The following is a 15,248-nucleotide window of genomic DNA, read 5'->3' as shown; positions in this document are numbered from 1 at the left end:
ACATGCGCGTGTTGTTCAAGACCTTCGCCGTGCCGTCGCATGTGTACAACCTGGCTCCGCTCGCGTGGGCTCTGCGGTCGGCGGGACACGAGGTCCGGGTGGCGGGCCATCCCGACATCACCCCGGTCATCCAGCAGGCCGGGCTGACCTCCGTGGCGGTCGGCGAGCCGCTGGAGCTCGCCGCCCGGCACGAGGACGTGCCGTTCGAGCAGACCGTGTACGGCTCGGGCTACCGGATGGCCGAGTCCCGTCCGGAGGTGCTGACCTGGGACTACGTTCGAAACGTGTTCCGGGTGCACGTCTCGGCGCCACTGGCGTTCGACGCGTTCTCCGACGACGGGCTGATCGCCGGCCTCCTGGCGGTGGCCGAGGACTGGCGGCCGGACCTGGTCATCTGGGACTCGATGTGCTACTCGGCGCCCGTGGTGGCGAGTGTGCTCGGTATCCCGCAGATCCGTCTGCTGTCCGGAGTGGACGTCCTCGGCCGGATGCGGGACGTGTTCCTGGACCTGGCCCGCACACACGCCGCGCCGGACGACCCGATGGCCGAGTGGCTGACCCGCAAGGTGGCCGCGCACGGCGGCACGTTCGACGAGACCATGGTCTGCGGGCAGGCCACGATCGATCCGTTGCCGTCGTGGATGCGTCCCGCCGTGGGCATCAGGTACCTCGCGATGCGGCAGGTCCCCTTCCACGGCACCACAAGCGTGCCCAGCTGGCTGATGGCAGCGCCGACGAAGCCAAGGGTGTGCCTCACCCTGGGGCTGACCGGCCGGATGCCGGTGGACAGCAGCACGTCCGTGTCGGACATGTCCGAGCCCGCGGTGACCGTCCCGGAGCTGCTCAAGGCCATGGCGGAACTCGACGTCGAGGTGATCGCGACACTCGACACGAAGCAGCTGGCCGAGGTTCCCGACCTGCCGGACAACGTCAGGGTCTGCGACTTCGTGCCGCTCAACGAGTTGCTGCCGAGCTGTTCGGCGATCATCCACCACGGCGGGACCGGGACGCTGAGCACGGCGTTGCTGCACGGCGTTCCGCAGCTGATCGTGCCGGGCACCCTGTGGGACGAGACCGCGAAGGCGGAAGCGCTGGTACGGCGGGGCGTCGGCGTGTCCATCACGCCGGACAACCTCTCCCCCGACCTGGTCCGCCGTCAGCTCGAACGGGTGCTGACCGAACCGTCCTTCGCCGAGCAGGCCACCGAGGCCCGTGCGGAGCTGCTCAAGACCCCCACTCCGTACGACCTGGTCCCCGACCTCGTCGCGCACGCAGCGAACCCGGTGCCCTGATGCGTGGCGACGGGATCCGGTCAGGCCAGGACCGACCCCAGCTCCGTCGCCCGGAAGCTGCGGGCCGCGAAGTCGCAGTACCACAGGTGTCTTCCGTCCCACGTGATGCCGGTCGGACGGCCGGGAACGGCGACAGTGCCGAGGTGGGCGCCGGTGGACGAGTCCATGGCGTGCAGGACAGCGTCGTCGTAGTCGCCGTAGACGATGACGCCATCGGCGTAGGTCAGACCGGACGGTGACTCGCCGAGCGCGGGGAACGCCTTGATGACCTCCATCGTCTGCGGATCCCGCAGCTCCACTGTGGTCGGGCCGCGCAGGATCATCCAGAAACCGGCTGCCGAGCTCTCCAGGCCGGTCAGCCGGCCGCTTGACGGCAGGACCGGTTTCTCGCCGACGACGGCGCCGGTCGCCGGGTCGATCAGGACCACGCGTTTCGGCCGTCCGCCCACCTGGCACAGCAGCCGGCCGTTGTGGGCGAGGTCGGCGCGGACCATGGTGCAGCCGAACTCGTTGACCACGGACCCGTCCGCGGGGTCGATGGCGAACACGCGTTCCGCGTCCTGGTCCGAGTGCCACAACAGGGTTCCGTCGAAGGTGAGCCCGCACATGTAGCCCGCGGGTCCGGGGAGGGTGGTGACGATCGGCGCTGTCTCGATCTTGCCAGCAGGCATCGGGTAGCCCCTTCGCGAATCGACGTCCTGCCATCTTGCTTGCAAAGCAGATAGCGAGTCAAGCCAACATCGCTGGGTAGGGGTTGACACCATGTATTTTACTTTAGTAAAAAGTAGCGGCGCTTGCTCTGAGCTGCGGGGCTTCCAGGCCAGGTCACTGCGGTGACCGGCCGGTCGAAATACGAGAGCGAGGCATCGTTGATGCGAATGCCCAGTCCGACCAGTCATCGGTTACTCGACCAGTACCGAGCCGTCGACCACATCGTCGACAGGCTCGCGTCACTCGGTGTCAGCCACCTGTTCGGTGTCGGCGGCGCGAACATCGAAGACCTGTACGACGCCGTGCAGCGGCACGGCTCGATCACCGGCGTCCTGGCCAAACACGAGTTCTCCGCGGCCACCATGGCCGACGGGTTCGCTCGCACCACCAATCAGCTCGGTGTCGTGGCGGCGACGTCCGGCGGCGGCGCGCTGAACCTCCTGGCCGGGCTCGGTGAGGCTTTCATGTCGCGCGTGCCCGTGCTGGCCCTCGCCGGGCAGCCGCCCACCTCGCTGACCGGACAGGGCGTCTTCCAGGACTCCAGCGGCCTGACCGGATCACTGGACGGCGCGCACGTTTTTTCCGCCGTGTCACGGTACTGCGCGCTCGTCAAGGATGTGGACGAGTTGCCCGCGCTCCTGTCGGAGGCCATCTCGGCCGCGTTGTCGGCGCCGCACGGTCCAGCGGTTCTGCTGCTGCCCAAGGACATCCAGCAGGCGCCGATGACCAGTCCGGTGGCGGCCTCGTCCGCATGCGACGGTGTGACCGCGGTCCCCGACGTGACTGATGTTGCCGACCAGATCGAGCGGGCCAGGGCGAGCGGGCCGGTGGTGATCATCGCGGGTGACGGTGTCGCGCGTGCGAACGCGCGTCCCGGACTGGCGAGGCTCGCCGAACGGCTGGACGCGAAGGTCGCGGTGGCACCGGACGCCAGGGACGTGTTCGACAACCACCACGCGCGGTTCCTCGGCGTGGCAGGCATCATGGGCCACCCGGCGGTCGCCGAGCACCTGCGGACCGCCTCGGCGTGCCTGCTGGTGGGCACCCGCCTGCCGATGGTCGCGCGCACCGGTCTCGAGCAGATCCTCACGGAGATCCCGGTCATCTGCCTGGACAACGAACAGCCCTTTGTGGACGGCACGCTCGTGCCAGGTGCGCTGGCGTCCACGCTGGCCGCGCTCGGAGACAGGCTCGCACCGGCGGCCACGACGAGACCGAGTGTCCACCGTGCGCCGGAGCCGCTGCGTGTGCCGCCCAAACGCGGCAGCGGCCTCGGCTACGCCGAGGTCGTCACCGCGATCAACGCGGCGGTACCCGACAACGCCAGCGTGTTCGTGGACGCGGGCAACGCCTGTGCCGCCGTCATCCACAACATCCTGGCGCCGAAGCATGGCCGGTTCGTTGTGGCGCTGGGGATGGGCGGGATGGGTTACACGTTCGGCGCGGGCATCGGGGCGACGTTCGGCGGCGCCGCGCGTACGTACGTGCTCGCCGGTGACGGTGCTTTCTACATGCACGGTCTGGAAATCCACACGGCGGTCGAGTACGACCTGCCCGTCACCTTCGTGATCATGAACAACAACGCGCACGCCATGTGCGTGACGCGCGAACAGCTGTACTACGGCGGTGAGTACAGCTACAACCGGTTCCGCAAGTCCGATCTGGCCGCTGGTGTCGCCGCGATGTTCCCCTCTCTCAACGCGTACGCGCCACGCACAGTGGACGACCTGGCCACGGCGCTGTTCGAGTCCAATGCGACGTCCGGCCCCGCTTTCGTGGCTGTCGACTGTGACCCCGACGAGATCCCCCCGTTCGTTCCGTTCCTGGCCGAGGAGAACCACTGTGTCCACGCTGGCTGACATTCCGGGACTGATCCGTATCGACACCACGCCGATCGACGTCGCGCTGGCGAAGGTCGAGTCCATGACCCGGTCCCAGTACACGCACGACGAGATCTACGGCCGGTACTGCCACGTCATCGACCACTTCGACGCCCCGGCGCGTGACGTGTACGACTACATCGCCGACACCAGGTCCCTCGACGAGTGGACGATGACACTGCGCGACTTCACAGAGACCGACTCGCCCGGCGTGTACGTGTCCAAGGACCTGCTCGTCCCGGACACCTTGATCTACACGCGGACGGAGGCGAACCCGGACGCGATGACTGTGGACTACCACTGCGCGTGGGATCAGGGCGAGCACCTCTGGATGATCTACCTGATGCGCGTGATCGACGCGCGGACCGTGCTGAACAAGCCGGGATGCGTGGTGCAGTGGACCAACTGCAGGCACCCGTTCTACGCGGACAACCCGAACGCGGCCACCGCGCCGAAAGACAGGCCGTGGGTCGGTGACTTCTGGGGTCTGTTCGCTGCCGGTCACCGGATCGAGCTGAACAACCTGAAGCTGATCTGCGAGTACCGCCATGCCAACGGCCTGCCGGTGGCACCGGTACGGACCAAGGCGGCGTTGTGAGGAGCGTCAGCCTGGTGGATGTCGCGGGATATCTGCCGGAGAAACGCGTTCCCGCCCAGTACTACGCTGACCTGGCGGCCTCCGACAAGCTCGCAGGCAGCGTCATGTTCTCCGCGCCCGCGTTCCGTCACCACGTGGCGCCGGACGAGTCAGCTGTGGACATGATCGAGCGTACGGTGGAGAGCTTGGCGCAGCGCCACGGCATGAAGACGCTGCGCGAGGTGGACGTGCTGATCACGCATGTCCAACTGCCGGACTCGCCGCTGTTCGGCTGCGGCGGAGACGTCGCCAGACGGCTCGGCATGCGGCCGGAATGGGTGTACGACCTGCACAACGGCGGCTGTGCCTCGTTCCTGCACATGATCAAGCTGGCCAGGCACTTCCTGCTCACCACGGATGCCAGGTCGGCCCTGGTCTGCGCGGTGGCCAACACCGCCGGGCAGATGTTCGACCAGAGCGTGGTCCGCACGATGGCCCAGGCGGCGATCCCCGGCGACGGGGCGGGAGCGGGTCTGCTGACCACGTCGAGCCACTCGCCGATCCTGGACGTCGAAGCCCGGCACATCCCCGGTTACGCCGGGGACATGACCCTCGAACTGGACAACGGCCGCAAGTACTGGGAGCCCGGCGAGGAGCAGATGCACATCGGCTTCACCGAGCACAAGGTGGCCGAGGTGATCGCACGCGGGACGAAGCTCGTGCCCGACGCGGTCGGTGCGGTGTGCGAGCGGATCGGCGTCCAGACAAAGGACATCGACACGTTCGTGACCAACCAGCCCAACCGGGTGTTCCTGCGCCGCTGGCGGGACGCGCTGGGGCTGGCGAAGGAGTCCTATCCGGACACTTTCGACGAGTGCGGCAACATCTTCGCGGCTGGAGTCCCGATCACCCTCGACCGCGAACTGCGGGCCGGTCGCGTCGCGGACGACTCACTGCTGATGCTCGCGGGCTTCGCCCACGCCGGTGACTTCGCCGGTGCCGCCGCCATCCGCTGGCGCAACTGACCTGGCACAAACTCCCCGCGTTCCGTCCGTCGACACGGCCGGAACGCGGGGGCCAGCTTGCTGGGATCCGGCTTGTCGGTGCTGGTGACGGTGTGGGCGTCATGGCGCGGGGCTGCACGCCCACCAGCCTCCCGGAGGTGGGACCCAAGCCAGTGCCCCGCGCCACACGACCTAGTCCGGCGGGTCCAGCCACAGGTTGGTCGCGTCGAACCAGCGGTCGATGTGCGGCATCGGAATGGCGTTCCTGACCCGCTTGCTGGTCATGTGCGGGATCGTCGGCTCGTGGACCAGGATGGGCACGATGGCCACGTCCTGCAGGACCATCCGGTCGATCCGGTGCCACAGTTCCTTGGCGTGCTCGGTGTCCTGGGCGGCCAGTGCTTCCTGGATCAACCGGTCGACCTCGGAGTTGCTGTAGTCGCCGTAGTTGGCGGTGCCCGGAGCGAAGTTCGACTGGAACATCGGCTGGATGTACGCGCGCCCGTTGTTGCCGAACCAGTCCGGGGTCCACGCGGCCGCGGTGAAGTCCCACTCGCCCCGCACAGCCCGTTCGGGATCCTGCAGCAGCCGGTAGTAGTCGGACTGGCTCACCGGTACGAGGTTCACCGTGATCCCACCGGCCGCGAGGTCGTGGGTGTAGGACTTGGCGACCTCCGGGTGGACGTCCACGTTGCGGTACAGCGCCGTCAACGTCAACCCGTCCGGGTACCCGGCCTCCGCGAGCAGTTCACGGCACCGCGCCGGATCGCCGCGATCCCCTGGAGTCGGGTACAGGTTGTAGTCCCGGTATCCGAAGTTGCCCGGTGGAATCGCCGTGTGGGCGGGCTGCGTCTGGGTGCCCGCGTCCAGCGCGTCGAACAGTTTCACCACCGCGGCCTTGTTCACCGCGTAGGCGATGGCGCGCCGGACCAGCACATTGCCGACCGCGCCCCGCTCGTTGGGGCTGCGCAGGTTGAACACGATGTACGGGTTCAACGCGTACCCGAGATGACGGTCGGCGTCCGGGGCGCGGCTGCCGTCCTTCACGATCACCGGTGACGCCCACGACAGGTCCGCCTCGCCGGTGTCCATCGCGCGCCGCACCCGATCCTGGGTCACGCGTTCCATCTTGACCTCGATGGCATCGACGTACTGGTGGCGCAGCGGGTCGCCTTCCTGTCGCCACGCGGGATTGCGCTCCATTGTGAGCGTCCGGCCGTGCTCGTACGACGTCAGCCTGTAGGGACCGTTCGAGCGGATGTTGGCACAGAACTCCGCGCTGTCGGGGACGTACTGGTCGTACTCGACCGGCGCCGCCGACGCGAAGGTCATCGACAGGATGTTGAGCAGGTCGTTGGCCGGGCGCACCAGGTCGATCCGCAGCGTCCGGTCGTCCAGGGCGCGCAGGCCGGAGATCTCGTGGGTGTTCTGGTACGCGGCCAGTGCCGCCGCGTCGCCGGGGACGTCGCGATACCCCGCCGCGAACTCCGACATGCCCTTGATGGTGCTGGTGTAGTAGGCGATCGCGCCCGCGCCGGCCACCGGATTGCACATCCGCTTGAAGCCGCGCACGAAGTCCGCCGCGGTCACCGGCCGCGGCGGGGTGGTGTCCCAGTAGACGCCCTCGCGCAGGCCGATCGTGTAGGTGCACAGGTCCGCGCTGATCCCGCCCTTGTCCACTGTGGGCACTTCAGCCGCCACGTCCGGCACCGGGGTCAGCGCCGACATGTCCACCGCGGTCGGGTAGTTGAACAGCTGACGCGCGTACAGCCGGATTATCTGGTGCGACAACGCGTAGTAGGCGCTGGCCGGGTCGACGTGATCCATACTGCCAGGGCCGAAGTATCGGAGCGTGCCGCCGTGTCGCGGCTCTGTTCGCACCATGGTCCAGTGCCTCCCGGGCGAAGTGGTGACCGGAGAGTTCCGCTCGATCAGGCCACCGACGTTACCATCTTATATTGAAGTAGAGTAGCCGCGCCTCGAACAGCACGGGAGAACCTGGAGACAGCGCGACCATGACCGACGTGGAGAACGTGCCCCCGATGTGGCCGGCAGGCGCGAGCGACGAGTACATCGCCGCGCGGATCGAACTCGCCAGGGCCGAACGGGTCCTGCGCGACCAGATAGAACAGGTCGCGGCCGCCCGCCGCGCGATGCCGCCCGGCATGGTGCTCGCGGACTACCGGCTGACCGAGGGCCCGGTGGATCTCGGCCTCGCCGAGCCCGTCCGGCAGACCGCGCTGGCCGAGCTGTTCGGCACGCACGACACGCTCTTCGTGTACCACCTGATGTTTCACCCGGACGACGACGCGGCGTGTCCGATGTGCTCGATGTGGGTGGACGGGTTCCACGGTGTGTCCAGGCATCTCGCCCAGAACACGGCGTTCGCGGTGGTCGGCAAGGCACCGCTGCCGAAGCTGCGGGAATGGGCCCGCAGGCGCGGCTGGGACGGGCTGCGCATCCTGTCCGCCCACGGCACCAGTTTCAACGCGGACCTCAACGCCGAGCAGCCGGACGGCTCGCAGCGGCCGATGGCCAGCGTGTTCGTCCGGGACGGCGAGCAGGTCCGGCATTTCTATACCCTGCCCGCCAACTTCATCGACGACGCGCAACGCGGCATCGACCAGTTGTCTCCCGTGTGGAACGTGCTGGACCTGCTGCCCTCCGGCCGCGGCGAGTGGTACGCCGAGAACGACTATGCGGGGCGCCTGCGCGGATGACGGCACACGGCCCCGCCCGAGGCAGTTCCGGGCGGGGCCGCCTGGTGTGTGGCCGCCGGCTAGTGGACCTCACGCCACCCATTTTACTTTAAAATCTGATATCGTTCTAGGGGATCCGAAGGTCGTCGAGACACGGAGGGATCACCTGTGCGGCAGCAGTCCCACCCGGCGGCACCGGGCACCGCGACGGGCGAACAGCTGGTCACCGACTACCTGCGGCTGGGCCTTCGCCTCGGCAGGCTGGCCGACGGCTTCGTGGACTGCTGGTTCGGCGACGCCGAGCTGGCGCGTCAGGTCGACCAGGAGCCGAAGCCGAACCCTCTCGACCTGGCCGCGCAGGCGCGCGGACTGATCGAGCACCTGCCGGACAGCGGGCTCGTCGAGCCACGGCAGCGTTTTCTCGCCGCGCAGCTGACCGCGCTGGAGTGCGCCGCGCGGCGGATGGCCGGGGTGGAGATCCCGTTCCACACCGAGATCGAAGCGTACTTCCAGGTGTCCATTGAGGTCGGTGACCCGCAGCGGTACGCGGACGTGCACGACTCCATCGCCGAGTTGGTGCCCGGCTCCGGCAGCTTGCTGGACCGCGTGGGGCAGTTCATGGAGCGCAACCACGTCCCGCCGGAAAGTCTGGAACGGTGCGTGCTCGCCGTGTCCGAGCGGCTGCGTGCACTGGTCACGCCGTTGTTCGGCCTGCCAGAGCGGGAACACCTGACCTACCGGATCGTCCACGACAAGCCTTGGAACGCCTTCAACCACTATCACGGCGGCCTGCGCTCCACCGTCGAGTTCAACGCGACGTCAGGCCGCAACATCGCGGCACTACCCGTGCAGGTCACCCACGAGTCCTATCCCGGTCACCACACGGACCACTGCGTCAAGGAAGCCGAACTCGTCGTCGGGCGGGGCTGGCGTGAGCACACGATCGCGCTGGTGAACACGCCGCAGTGCCTGATCGCCGAGGGAATGGGTGAGGCGGCGCTCTACGCGGTCATGCCGTCGGGCTGGGGAGCCTGGACCGAGGAGATTCTCGCCGAACACGGTGTGCGCGTCGAAGGTGAGCTGGTCGAACAGATGCTCGCCCTGATCGTGCGGTTGCTCCCCGCCCGCCAGGACGCGGCGATCCTGTTGCACGACAAAGGCGCCGATCCCGATGACGTGATCAACTACCTCCGGCGGTGGCTGTTGTTGACCGAGGAACGCGCCCGGCACATGGTCCGGTTCCTCACCGACCCGCTGTGGCGGGCATACACCACGACGTACATCGAAGGCGCCCAGCTGGTCGGCCAGTGGATGGCGGCCCGGCCCGCCGGGCAGAGCGCGGCGGAGCGGTACGACGTGCTGTTGCGTGAACCGCTGTTGCCCGCCGACCTCGCCGCCGCACTGTGACGGGCGTGTGGCAGGTCGCGGCGGCAGCGCTCCAGCGGGCCCACGAACTGGGCTGTTCCCACGCGTGGTTCAGGGAGGACCAAGTCCGCACGGCGGGACTGTTGCTGCGTGACGCCAATGTCGTGAGCACTCAGGATGCCACGGACACCGGGTTCTCGGTGCGTGTGGTGCACGATGGCGCCTGGGGGTTCGCGGCTGGCGTCGACGTGACCATCTCGTCGGCTGTCGCCGTTGTCGAACAGGCCGTCGCGATCGCCAAGGCGGTCGCGGTCGGTGGCCGTCACGGGGAACCTGCGGAGGAACCCGGGTACGGCGACGTGAGCTGGGTGGGGCCGTGTGCGGTCGACCCGTTCGGGGTACCGGAGGACGAACGCGTGGCGCTGCTCGCCGACTGGAGCGGGCGATTGCTCGGTGCCCCGCGGGTCGCGCACGTGATGGCCAAACTGGTGCTGGTGCGGGAGAACAAGTTCTACGCGGATCTCGCCGGGACCACGGCCACCCAGGAGCGGGTCCGGATCCACCCGCAGGTGCTCGCCTTCGGCGACGGCGCCACGCTGCGGTCGTGCGGGCCGCCGACCGCACGGGGCTGGGAGTACGTGACAGGCACGGGCTGGGACTGGGACAGCGAACTGGCAGAGATGCCGTCCCAGCTCGCCGCGAAGACGAGCGCGACGCCGGTCGAGCCCGGCCGCTACGACCTGGTGATCGAGCCGTCGAACCTGTGGCTCACCGTGCACGAGACCATCGGACACGCCACCGAGCTCGACCGGGCCCTCGGGTACGAAACCTCATACGCGGGCACCACGTTCGTCTCACCCGAACACGTGGGCGCACTGCGCTACGGGTCGGCGCACCTGTCCGTCACGGCTGACCGGACGGCCGAACACTCCCTTGCCACGATCGGGTACGACGACGAGGGCGTGGCGGCTCAGTCGTGGCCGTTGATCGATCAGGGCGTGTTGGTGGGCCTCCAGTTCGACCGACACACGGCCCGGCTGTTCGGCGCCGAACGGTCCAACGGCTGTTCCTACGCCGAGTCCGGCCTGCACGTCCCGATCTCCCGCATGCCCAACGTGTCCGTCCAGCCGTCGCCAGGAGGCCCGGACACCGCGGAGCTGATCGCCGCGGTCGAGGACGGCATCCACATCGCGGGTGCGGACAGTTGGTCGATCGACGCCTCGCGGCAGAACTTCCAGTTCACCGCGCAGCGCTGCCACCGGATCCGGCACGGACAGCTCGCCGAGCCGCTGCGTGACGTCGCCTACACCGGTGTGACCACGGCCTTCTGGGGCTCGCTCGACGGGACCGGCGGACCCGGGACGTACCAGGTGTTCGGTGCCGACCTGTGCGGCAAGGGGCAGCCCGTGCAGGCGGCTGCGGTGAGCCACGGGTCTCCTTCCGTGCTGGTGCGGCAGATCCAGGTGATCAACACCGGGGGTGGGTCGTGACAGTCCAGGCGGTCGTGGCGGATGCCCTGGCCGCGAGCAGCGGTTCGTGTGTCGTGATCGCGGACGACATCGCGACCCTCAACGTCCGGTGGGCTCGTGACCGCGTGACGACGAACGGCTCTGTCCGGTCACGTCGGGTGACCGTCGCCGCCATCGCCGGATCCTCTGTCGGTGTCGTCTCGCACAGCGGCGCCATCGCCGACCCCGGCGACCTGGTTCGCGCGGCTGAACGGATCGCGCGCCGTGTGCCTCCCGCCGAGGACGCCGCGCCCCTGGTCGTCTCGGCCAGTTCGGACTGGGACGCGCCGCCGGCGGAGACGTCCCTGCGGGTCCTCGACGCGCTCCTGCCCGAGCTGGCCGAGGCTTTCACCGCTCCCAGCGGCCAGTTGTCCGGCTACGCGGAGCATTCGGTGCGCTCCACGTATGTGGGCTCGACCGCCGGGACACGGCTTCGCGACGTTCGGCAGGCGGGCCTCGTCGACCTCGTCGCCCATGCTGACGGAACCTCCAGCTGGGCGGGGGCGAGGGCGACGGATTCGCTGCCGGACCTGGTCTCGCAAGTACACAGAGGACTGGGCTGGGCACGTCGCCGGACCTCGTTGCCCGAGGACGATTACGAAGTCCTGCTGGCGCCTTCCTGCGTCGCCGATCTGATGCTGCGGTTGTACGGCGCGGCGGGTATGCGGGCCGCACTCGACGGCTACTCCCCGCTGGCCCTCGGCGACCGGCTGAGTTCGATTCCGTTGACGTTGCGCAGCGACCCGGCCATCCCTGGGCTGTCCTGTTCCCCGTTCGTGGTGGCGCGGTCGTCCGGCGAGACGCTGTCCGTCTTCGACACCGGCCTCCCGCTGGCGCCGACCGAGTGGATGTCGGACGGCGTCCTGCGGGCGCTCGTCCAAACGCGGCACACCGCCCGGACATCCGGCCATCCGGTCACGCCGGAGATCGGCAACCTCGTGCTGTCCGGGCCAGGCAACCGGTCGCTGTCCGAGATGATCGCCGCGACCCGGCGCGGCATCGTGATCACGTCGCTGTGGTACCTCCGTGAAGTCGATCCCCGTCGGCTGCTGCTCACCGGGACCACCCGCGACGGCGTCTACCTCGTCGAGGACGGCGAGGTCGTGGCCGCTGTCGACGACTTCCGCCTCAACGAGAGCCCGGTCGAGCTGTTGGGCAGGATCACCGAGGTGGGACAGACCGAGCCCGCGCTGCCCCGCGAGTGGGGCGATGTCGAGGTGTTGACCGCGATGCCGCCGCTTCGCGTGTCGAACATCCACCTCCTTCCAGCAGGAGCCGTGCCCTAGTCTGTCCCAACGCCCCGATCGCGACAGCCAGGCCCCTCACCCGACTCTCGTCAGGTTCGCGGCCGACAGCGCGGCGATGTGGTCCGGGGTCGAGCCGCAGCAGCCGCCGATGATCCGGGCGCCGAGTTCGGTGTGCCAGCGGTGCGCGGTCTCCGCGAAGGCGGGCGGCTCCACAGCGACCGGGAACACGCGTTCCACGTGCTGCCAGCGGGGGGATCCGCTGCGGTCCTCCAGATTCGGATACGCACCAACGGGAAGCGACACCGCGTCACGCAGGACCCGGATGCTGCCCTCGGTCTGGGCGAGCGGGGCGCAGTTGACCAGGACCGCGTCCGCCCCGGCGCGTTCGACGGCCGTCGCGGCGGCGGCGAGGGATTCGCCCGACAGCAGGGAGAACTCGTCGTCGCACACGAAACTCACCCAGGCGCGCATGCCCGTCTTCTGTGCCTCCTCGAGCGCGATGAGTGCCTCGCGAGTCGTGTTCATCGTCTCGATCAGCACGTGCTGTACGCCGGACCGGGAGAGTTCGGTCGCGAGCCACGCGTGTTCCGCGCGCAGTTCCTCGTCCGAAGGCACGAGGTCCGGCCGGTAGCAGTCCTCCACTGGTGCCACGGACGCGACGATGCGTGTCCGGCCGGTACCGGCCAGGTTGCGGGCGGCCATCGCCACACCGATCGCGGCGTGCACCATCCATGCCTGTCCGGCCGGGTCGAGGTCGGTCTGCCGCAGTGTCCGGAGGTTGGTCCGGAAGGTGTTCGCCGTGATCACCTGCGCGCCTGCCGCGAGGTACCGCTGATGGATGTCACTCAGTCGGCGGCGGTCCGTCTCCACACGCAGCACACCCGTGGTCCACCACGGCTCGCGCAGCGTCACGCCCGCGCGCTGGAGTTCGGTCGCCAGGCCGCCGTCCAGCCGGACCAGTGCGTTCGATGAGTCAGCCATCTTGCCGCTCCGCTTCGTTGACTGCCGTGACCAGGTCTTCCACCAGGTCCGCCGGATCCTCGATACCGAGGGAGAGCCGCACCAGGTTGTCCTCGATACCGAGGGCCAGCCGGGTCTGCCGGGGCACTGGGCGGTGGGTCATCATGGCGGGACACTCGATCAGCGATCGAACACCGCCGAGGCTCACCGCGCACGCGAACAGGCGTACGCGTTCCATCAGCTTCGCCACGTCGCCGAGGTACTCGAAGCTCACGATCGATCCCGGCTCGGACATCTGCCGCGCCGCGACCGCGTGCCCGGGGTGCTCGGGGAGCCCCGGATAGTGGATACGCCCGACCGACGGGCAGTCCCGCAGCGCCTCGACAACCGCCCGCGTGTTGGCGACCTGCCGGAAAACCCGCAGCGACAACGTCTTCAGGCCCCGGTGAACCAGGAAGCAGTCCAGCGGACCGGGGACGCTGCCGACCGCCGTGCGATATCCGAGCAGTCTCGCCTGCCAAGCCGGGTCGTTGAACACCAGTGCGCCGCCGAGTACGTCGGAGTGCCCGGCGATGAACTTCGTCGTGCTGTACAGGGTGATGTCCGCGCCGAGGCTCAGTGGCTGCTGCAGCACGGGACTGGCGAACGTGTTGTCCACCAGCACGATGGGCCCCTGGCGGGCGATCGCCGCGATGTCGGCCACCTTGAGCAGGGGGTTGGTCGGCGCTTCGATCCACACCATCCGGACGTCTTCGGGCAGCACGATGTCCGGAGTGGACAAATCGAGGTACTCGACGTTCACACCGTAGCGGGCGTACTCCGACAACAGCATGTGCGTGCCGCCGTAGACATCGTCGGAGCAGACCAGCCTGTCACCTGGTTCGAGCAGGGACAACGCCGCGGCCCCGGCTGCCTGCCCGCTGGCGAACGTCAGGGCGAACTCCGCGTCCTCGAGCGCGGCCAGGCAGGTCTCCAGCGCCTGCCTGGTCGGATTCTCACCCCTGCCGTAGAAGTACTCGACCGGTTCCTGAGCCCGCCGGTCGTAGGTGACCGCCAGGTGAATCGGCGGCACCACGTCGCCGGTCGACGCGGTCACATCATATCCGCTGTGGACAAGCTTGGTGTCGAACCTCATCGTGGCCGCACCGCGCGCAGATAGCGGGTCTTGGCCGGGAGCACCACGCTGCCGTCCGGCGAGGCGTACGGCTCGGTCGCGGACCGCACCGCGGCCCAGGTCTCCGGGTCGTCGTCCGAGCCGAACTTCTCCGCCAGTGCGGCCTTCATCGACGGTGGCGTGACGGCTTTGTTGAAGGCCACGTACTCGTCCCCGGAACGGAACGGGAACCTCAAGTCCCCCTCGGTCACGGACACCTCGGTGAAACCGGCCGCGACCAGTTCACCCGCGACCTGCTCGGGGTCGGACATGCTGAACGGCCCCGGCATCCCGGGCGGTGGGGGTGGCATGTCCAGCCGCTCGGCCAACGCGCGGAAGCCGAGGGACATCATCGGCGCCTGCTCGGGCGCGCTCCACACCGCCGCTGCCAGGACGCCACCGGGCGCCAGAACCCGTCCCAACGAACGGAACGCGGCCACGCGGTCGACCGCGAACATCAGCCCCCACCTGCTGAGCACGGCGTCGAACCCGGCAGCGGGCAGCTCGAGCGAGTCCACGTCCCCCACCTGGAACTCCAGGCCGGGCACGCCCGCACCGCGCGCACGGGCCGCCTCTATCATCCGCGGCGACAGGTCGACGCCCAGCACCTGGCCGCTCGCGCCGGTCAACCCCGCCGCGGTCAACGCTGGTTCGCCGATGCCGGTGCCCACGTCGAGCACCCGGTGCCCCTGACGAATCCCGGCCAGTTCCAGCAGCCGCGCTGTGGCCGCCGCCGCACCACGCTCAAATGCGGCCTGCTCGCTCTGCCAGCCGGCGCTGATCGCGTCCCACGTGCCGCGCTGCTGGTTCTTGAACGCGACCGGGTCGAAGCCCACCGAGGTCATGCCGAGA

General features: G+C 68.8%; 13 protein-coding genes. 8 read left to right on the top strand and 5 right to left on the bottom strand.

All coding sequences use genetic code 11. The annotated features are described in order from the left end of the window. The first annotated feature begins 2 nt into the window (after positions 1-2). A complete protein-coding gene (locus tag ALI144C_RS37440; protein ID WP_076991943.1) occupies positions 3-1,292 on the top strand; it encodes an activator-dependent family glycosyltransferase in 1,290 nt (429 codons plus the stop codon). A gap of 20 nt (positions 1,293-1,312) precedes the next feature. Here ALI144C_RS37440 and ALI144C_RS37435 read toward each other — a convergent pair whose 3' ends face one another. After that, the gene (locus tag ALI144C_RS37435) at positions 1,313-1,963 is read right to left on the bottom strand and encodes a YncE family protein (protein WP_076991942.1); all 651 of its coding nucleotides are present in this window, start codon (positions 1,961-1,963) and stop codon (positions 1,313-1,315) included. A 207-nt stretch (positions 1,964-2,170) separates the two neighbouring features. Here ALI144C_RS37435 and ALI144C_RS37430 point away from each other — a divergent pair, with 207 nt between their 5' ends. Genes ALI144C_RS37430 through ALI144C_RS37420 form a run of 3 tightly spaced genes read left to right on the top strand, consistent with a single transcriptional unit; the run spans position 2,171 to position 5,485 of the window. Next, positions 2,171-3,862, top strand: coding sequence for a thiamine pyrophosphate-binding protein (locus ALI144C_RS37430; protein WP_076992064.1), 1,692 nt, complete (start codon positions 2,171-2,173; stop codon positions 3,860-3,862). Beyond that, positions 3,846-4,481 (top strand): SRPBCC family protein, encoded by a 636-nt coding sequence (locus tag ALI144C_RS37425; RefSeq protein WP_076991941.1) that lies wholly within the window; start codon positions 3,846-3,848, stop codon positions 4,479-4,481. Before ALI144C_RS37430 ends, ALI144C_RS37425 begins: the two co-directional genes overlap by 17 nt. Next, positions 4,478-5,485, top strand: coding sequence for a 3-oxoacyl-ACP synthase III family protein (locus ALI144C_RS37420; RefSeq protein WP_076991940.1), 1,008 nt, complete (start codon positions 4,478-4,480; stop codon positions 5,483-5,485). The genes ALI144C_RS37425 and ALI144C_RS37420 overlap by 4 nt, the downstream gene beginning before the upstream one ends. A 171-nt stretch (positions 5,486-5,656) precedes the next feature. On the opposite strand, the gene ALI144C_RS37415 is transcribed toward ALI144C_RS37420, so the two are convergent. Continuing rightward, positions 5,657-7,348, bottom strand: coding sequence for an ABC transporter substrate-binding protein (locus ALI144C_RS37415; RefSeq protein WP_076991939.1), 1,692 nt, complete (start codon positions 7,346-7,348; stop codon positions 5,657-5,659). Between the two features lie 131 nt (positions 7,349-7,479). Between ALI144C_RS37415 and ALI144C_RS37410 the strand changes: the two genes are divergently transcribed. The 4 genes from ALI144C_RS37410 (at position 7,480) to ALI144C_RS37395 (ending at position 12,322) form a co-directional block, all read left to right on the top strand. Next, positions 7,480-8,184 (top strand): DUF899 family protein, encoded by a 705-nt coding sequence (locus ALI144C_RS37410; protein WP_076991938.1) that lies wholly within the window; start codon positions 7,480-7,482, stop codon positions 8,182-8,184. Between the two features lie 147 nt (positions 8,185-8,331). Further along, positions 8,332-9,570, top strand: coding sequence for a DUF885 domain-containing protein (locus ALI144C_RS37405; protein ID WP_076991937.1), 1,239 nt, complete (start codon positions 8,332-8,334; stop codon positions 9,568-9,570). 5 nt (positions 9,571-9,575) lie between these two features. Continuing rightward, a complete protein-coding gene (locus tag ALI144C_RS37400) occupies positions 9,576-11,018 on the top strand; it encodes a TldD/PmbA family protein (protein WP_143231096.1) in 1,443 nt (480 codons plus the stop codon). Then, positions 11,015-12,322: a metallopeptidase TldD-related protein gene (locus ALI144C_RS37395; RefSeq protein ID WP_076991935.1), complete on the top strand. Its 1,308-nt coding sequence runs from the start codon at positions 11,015-11,017 to the stop codon at positions 12,320-12,322. The genes ALI144C_RS37400 and ALI144C_RS37395 overlap by 4 nt, the downstream gene beginning before the upstream one ends. Before the next feature lie 36 nt (positions 12,323-12,358). On the opposite strand, the gene ALI144C_RS37390 is transcribed toward ALI144C_RS37395, so the two are convergent. Genes ALI144C_RS37390 through ALI144C_RS37380 form a run of 3 tightly spaced genes read right to left on the bottom strand, consistent with a single transcriptional unit; the run spans position 12,359 to position 15,241 of the window. Beyond that, positions 12,359-13,264, bottom strand: a complete 906-nt coding sequence (locus ALI144C_RS37390) for a homocysteine S-methyltransferase family protein (RefSeq protein ID WP_076991934.1) — start codon at positions 13,262-13,264, stop codon at positions 12,359-12,361. Continuing rightward, a complete protein-coding gene (locus ALI144C_RS37385) occupies positions 13,257-14,378 on the bottom strand; it encodes a trans-sulfuration enzyme family protein (RefSeq protein WP_076991933.1) in 1,122 nt (373 codons plus the stop codon). Before ALI144C_RS37385 ends, ALI144C_RS37390 begins: the two co-directional genes overlap by 8 nt. Beyond that, positions 14,375-15,241 (bottom strand): class I SAM-dependent methyltransferase, encoded by an 867-nt coding sequence (locus ALI144C_RS37380; protein ID WP_076991932.1) that lies wholly within the window; start codon positions 15,239-15,241, stop codon positions 14,375-14,377. Before ALI144C_RS37380 ends, ALI144C_RS37385 begins: the two co-directional genes overlap by 4 nt. Between the last annotated feature and the right edge of the window lie 7 nt (positions 15,242-15,248).

Source organism: Actinosynnema sp. ALI-1.44 (assembly GCF_001984155.1).
In the GTDB taxonomy this organism is placed as follows: domain Bacteria; phylum Actinomycetota; class Actinomycetes; order Mycobacteriales; family Pseudonocardiaceae; genus Kibdelosporangium.
This window is presented reverse-complemented; position numbering and strand designations above follow the sequence as displayed.

Bases quoted from the DNA above. Each gene is read 5' to 3' on its own strand.
- ALI144C_RS37390 (WP_076991934.1), bottom strand. From the start codon at position 13,264: ATGGCTGACTCATCGAACGCACTGGTCCGGCTGGACGGCGGCCTGGCG.
- ALI144C_RS37385 (WP_076991933.1), bottom strand. From the start codon at position 14,378: ATGAGGTTCGACACCAAGCTTGTCCACAGCGGATATGATGTGACCGCG.
- ALI144C_RS37380 (WP_076991932.1), bottom strand. From the start codon at position 15,241: ATGACCTCGGTGGGCTTCGACCCGGTCGCGTTCAAGAACCAGCAGCGC.
- ALI144C_RS37415 (WP_076991939.1), bottom strand. From the start codon at position 7,348: ATGGTGCGAACAGAGCCGCGACACGGCGGCACGCTCCGATACTTCGGC.
- ALI144C_RS37440 (WP_076991943.1), top strand. From the start codon at position 3: ATGCGCGTGTTGTTCAAGACCTTCGCCGTGCCGTCGCATGTGTACAAC.
- ALI144C_RS37430 (WP_076992064.1), top strand. From the start codon at position 2,171: ATGCCCAGTCCGACCAGTCATCGGTTACTCGACCAGTACCGAGCCGTC.
- ALI144C_RS37410 (WP_076991938.1), top strand. From the start codon at position 7,480: ATGACCGACGTGGAGAACGTGCCCCCGATGTGGCCGGCAGGCGCGAGC.
- ALI144C_RS37435 (WP_076991942.1), bottom strand. From the start codon at position 1,963: ATGCCTGCTGGCAAGATCGAGACAGCGCCGATCGTCACCACCCTCCCC.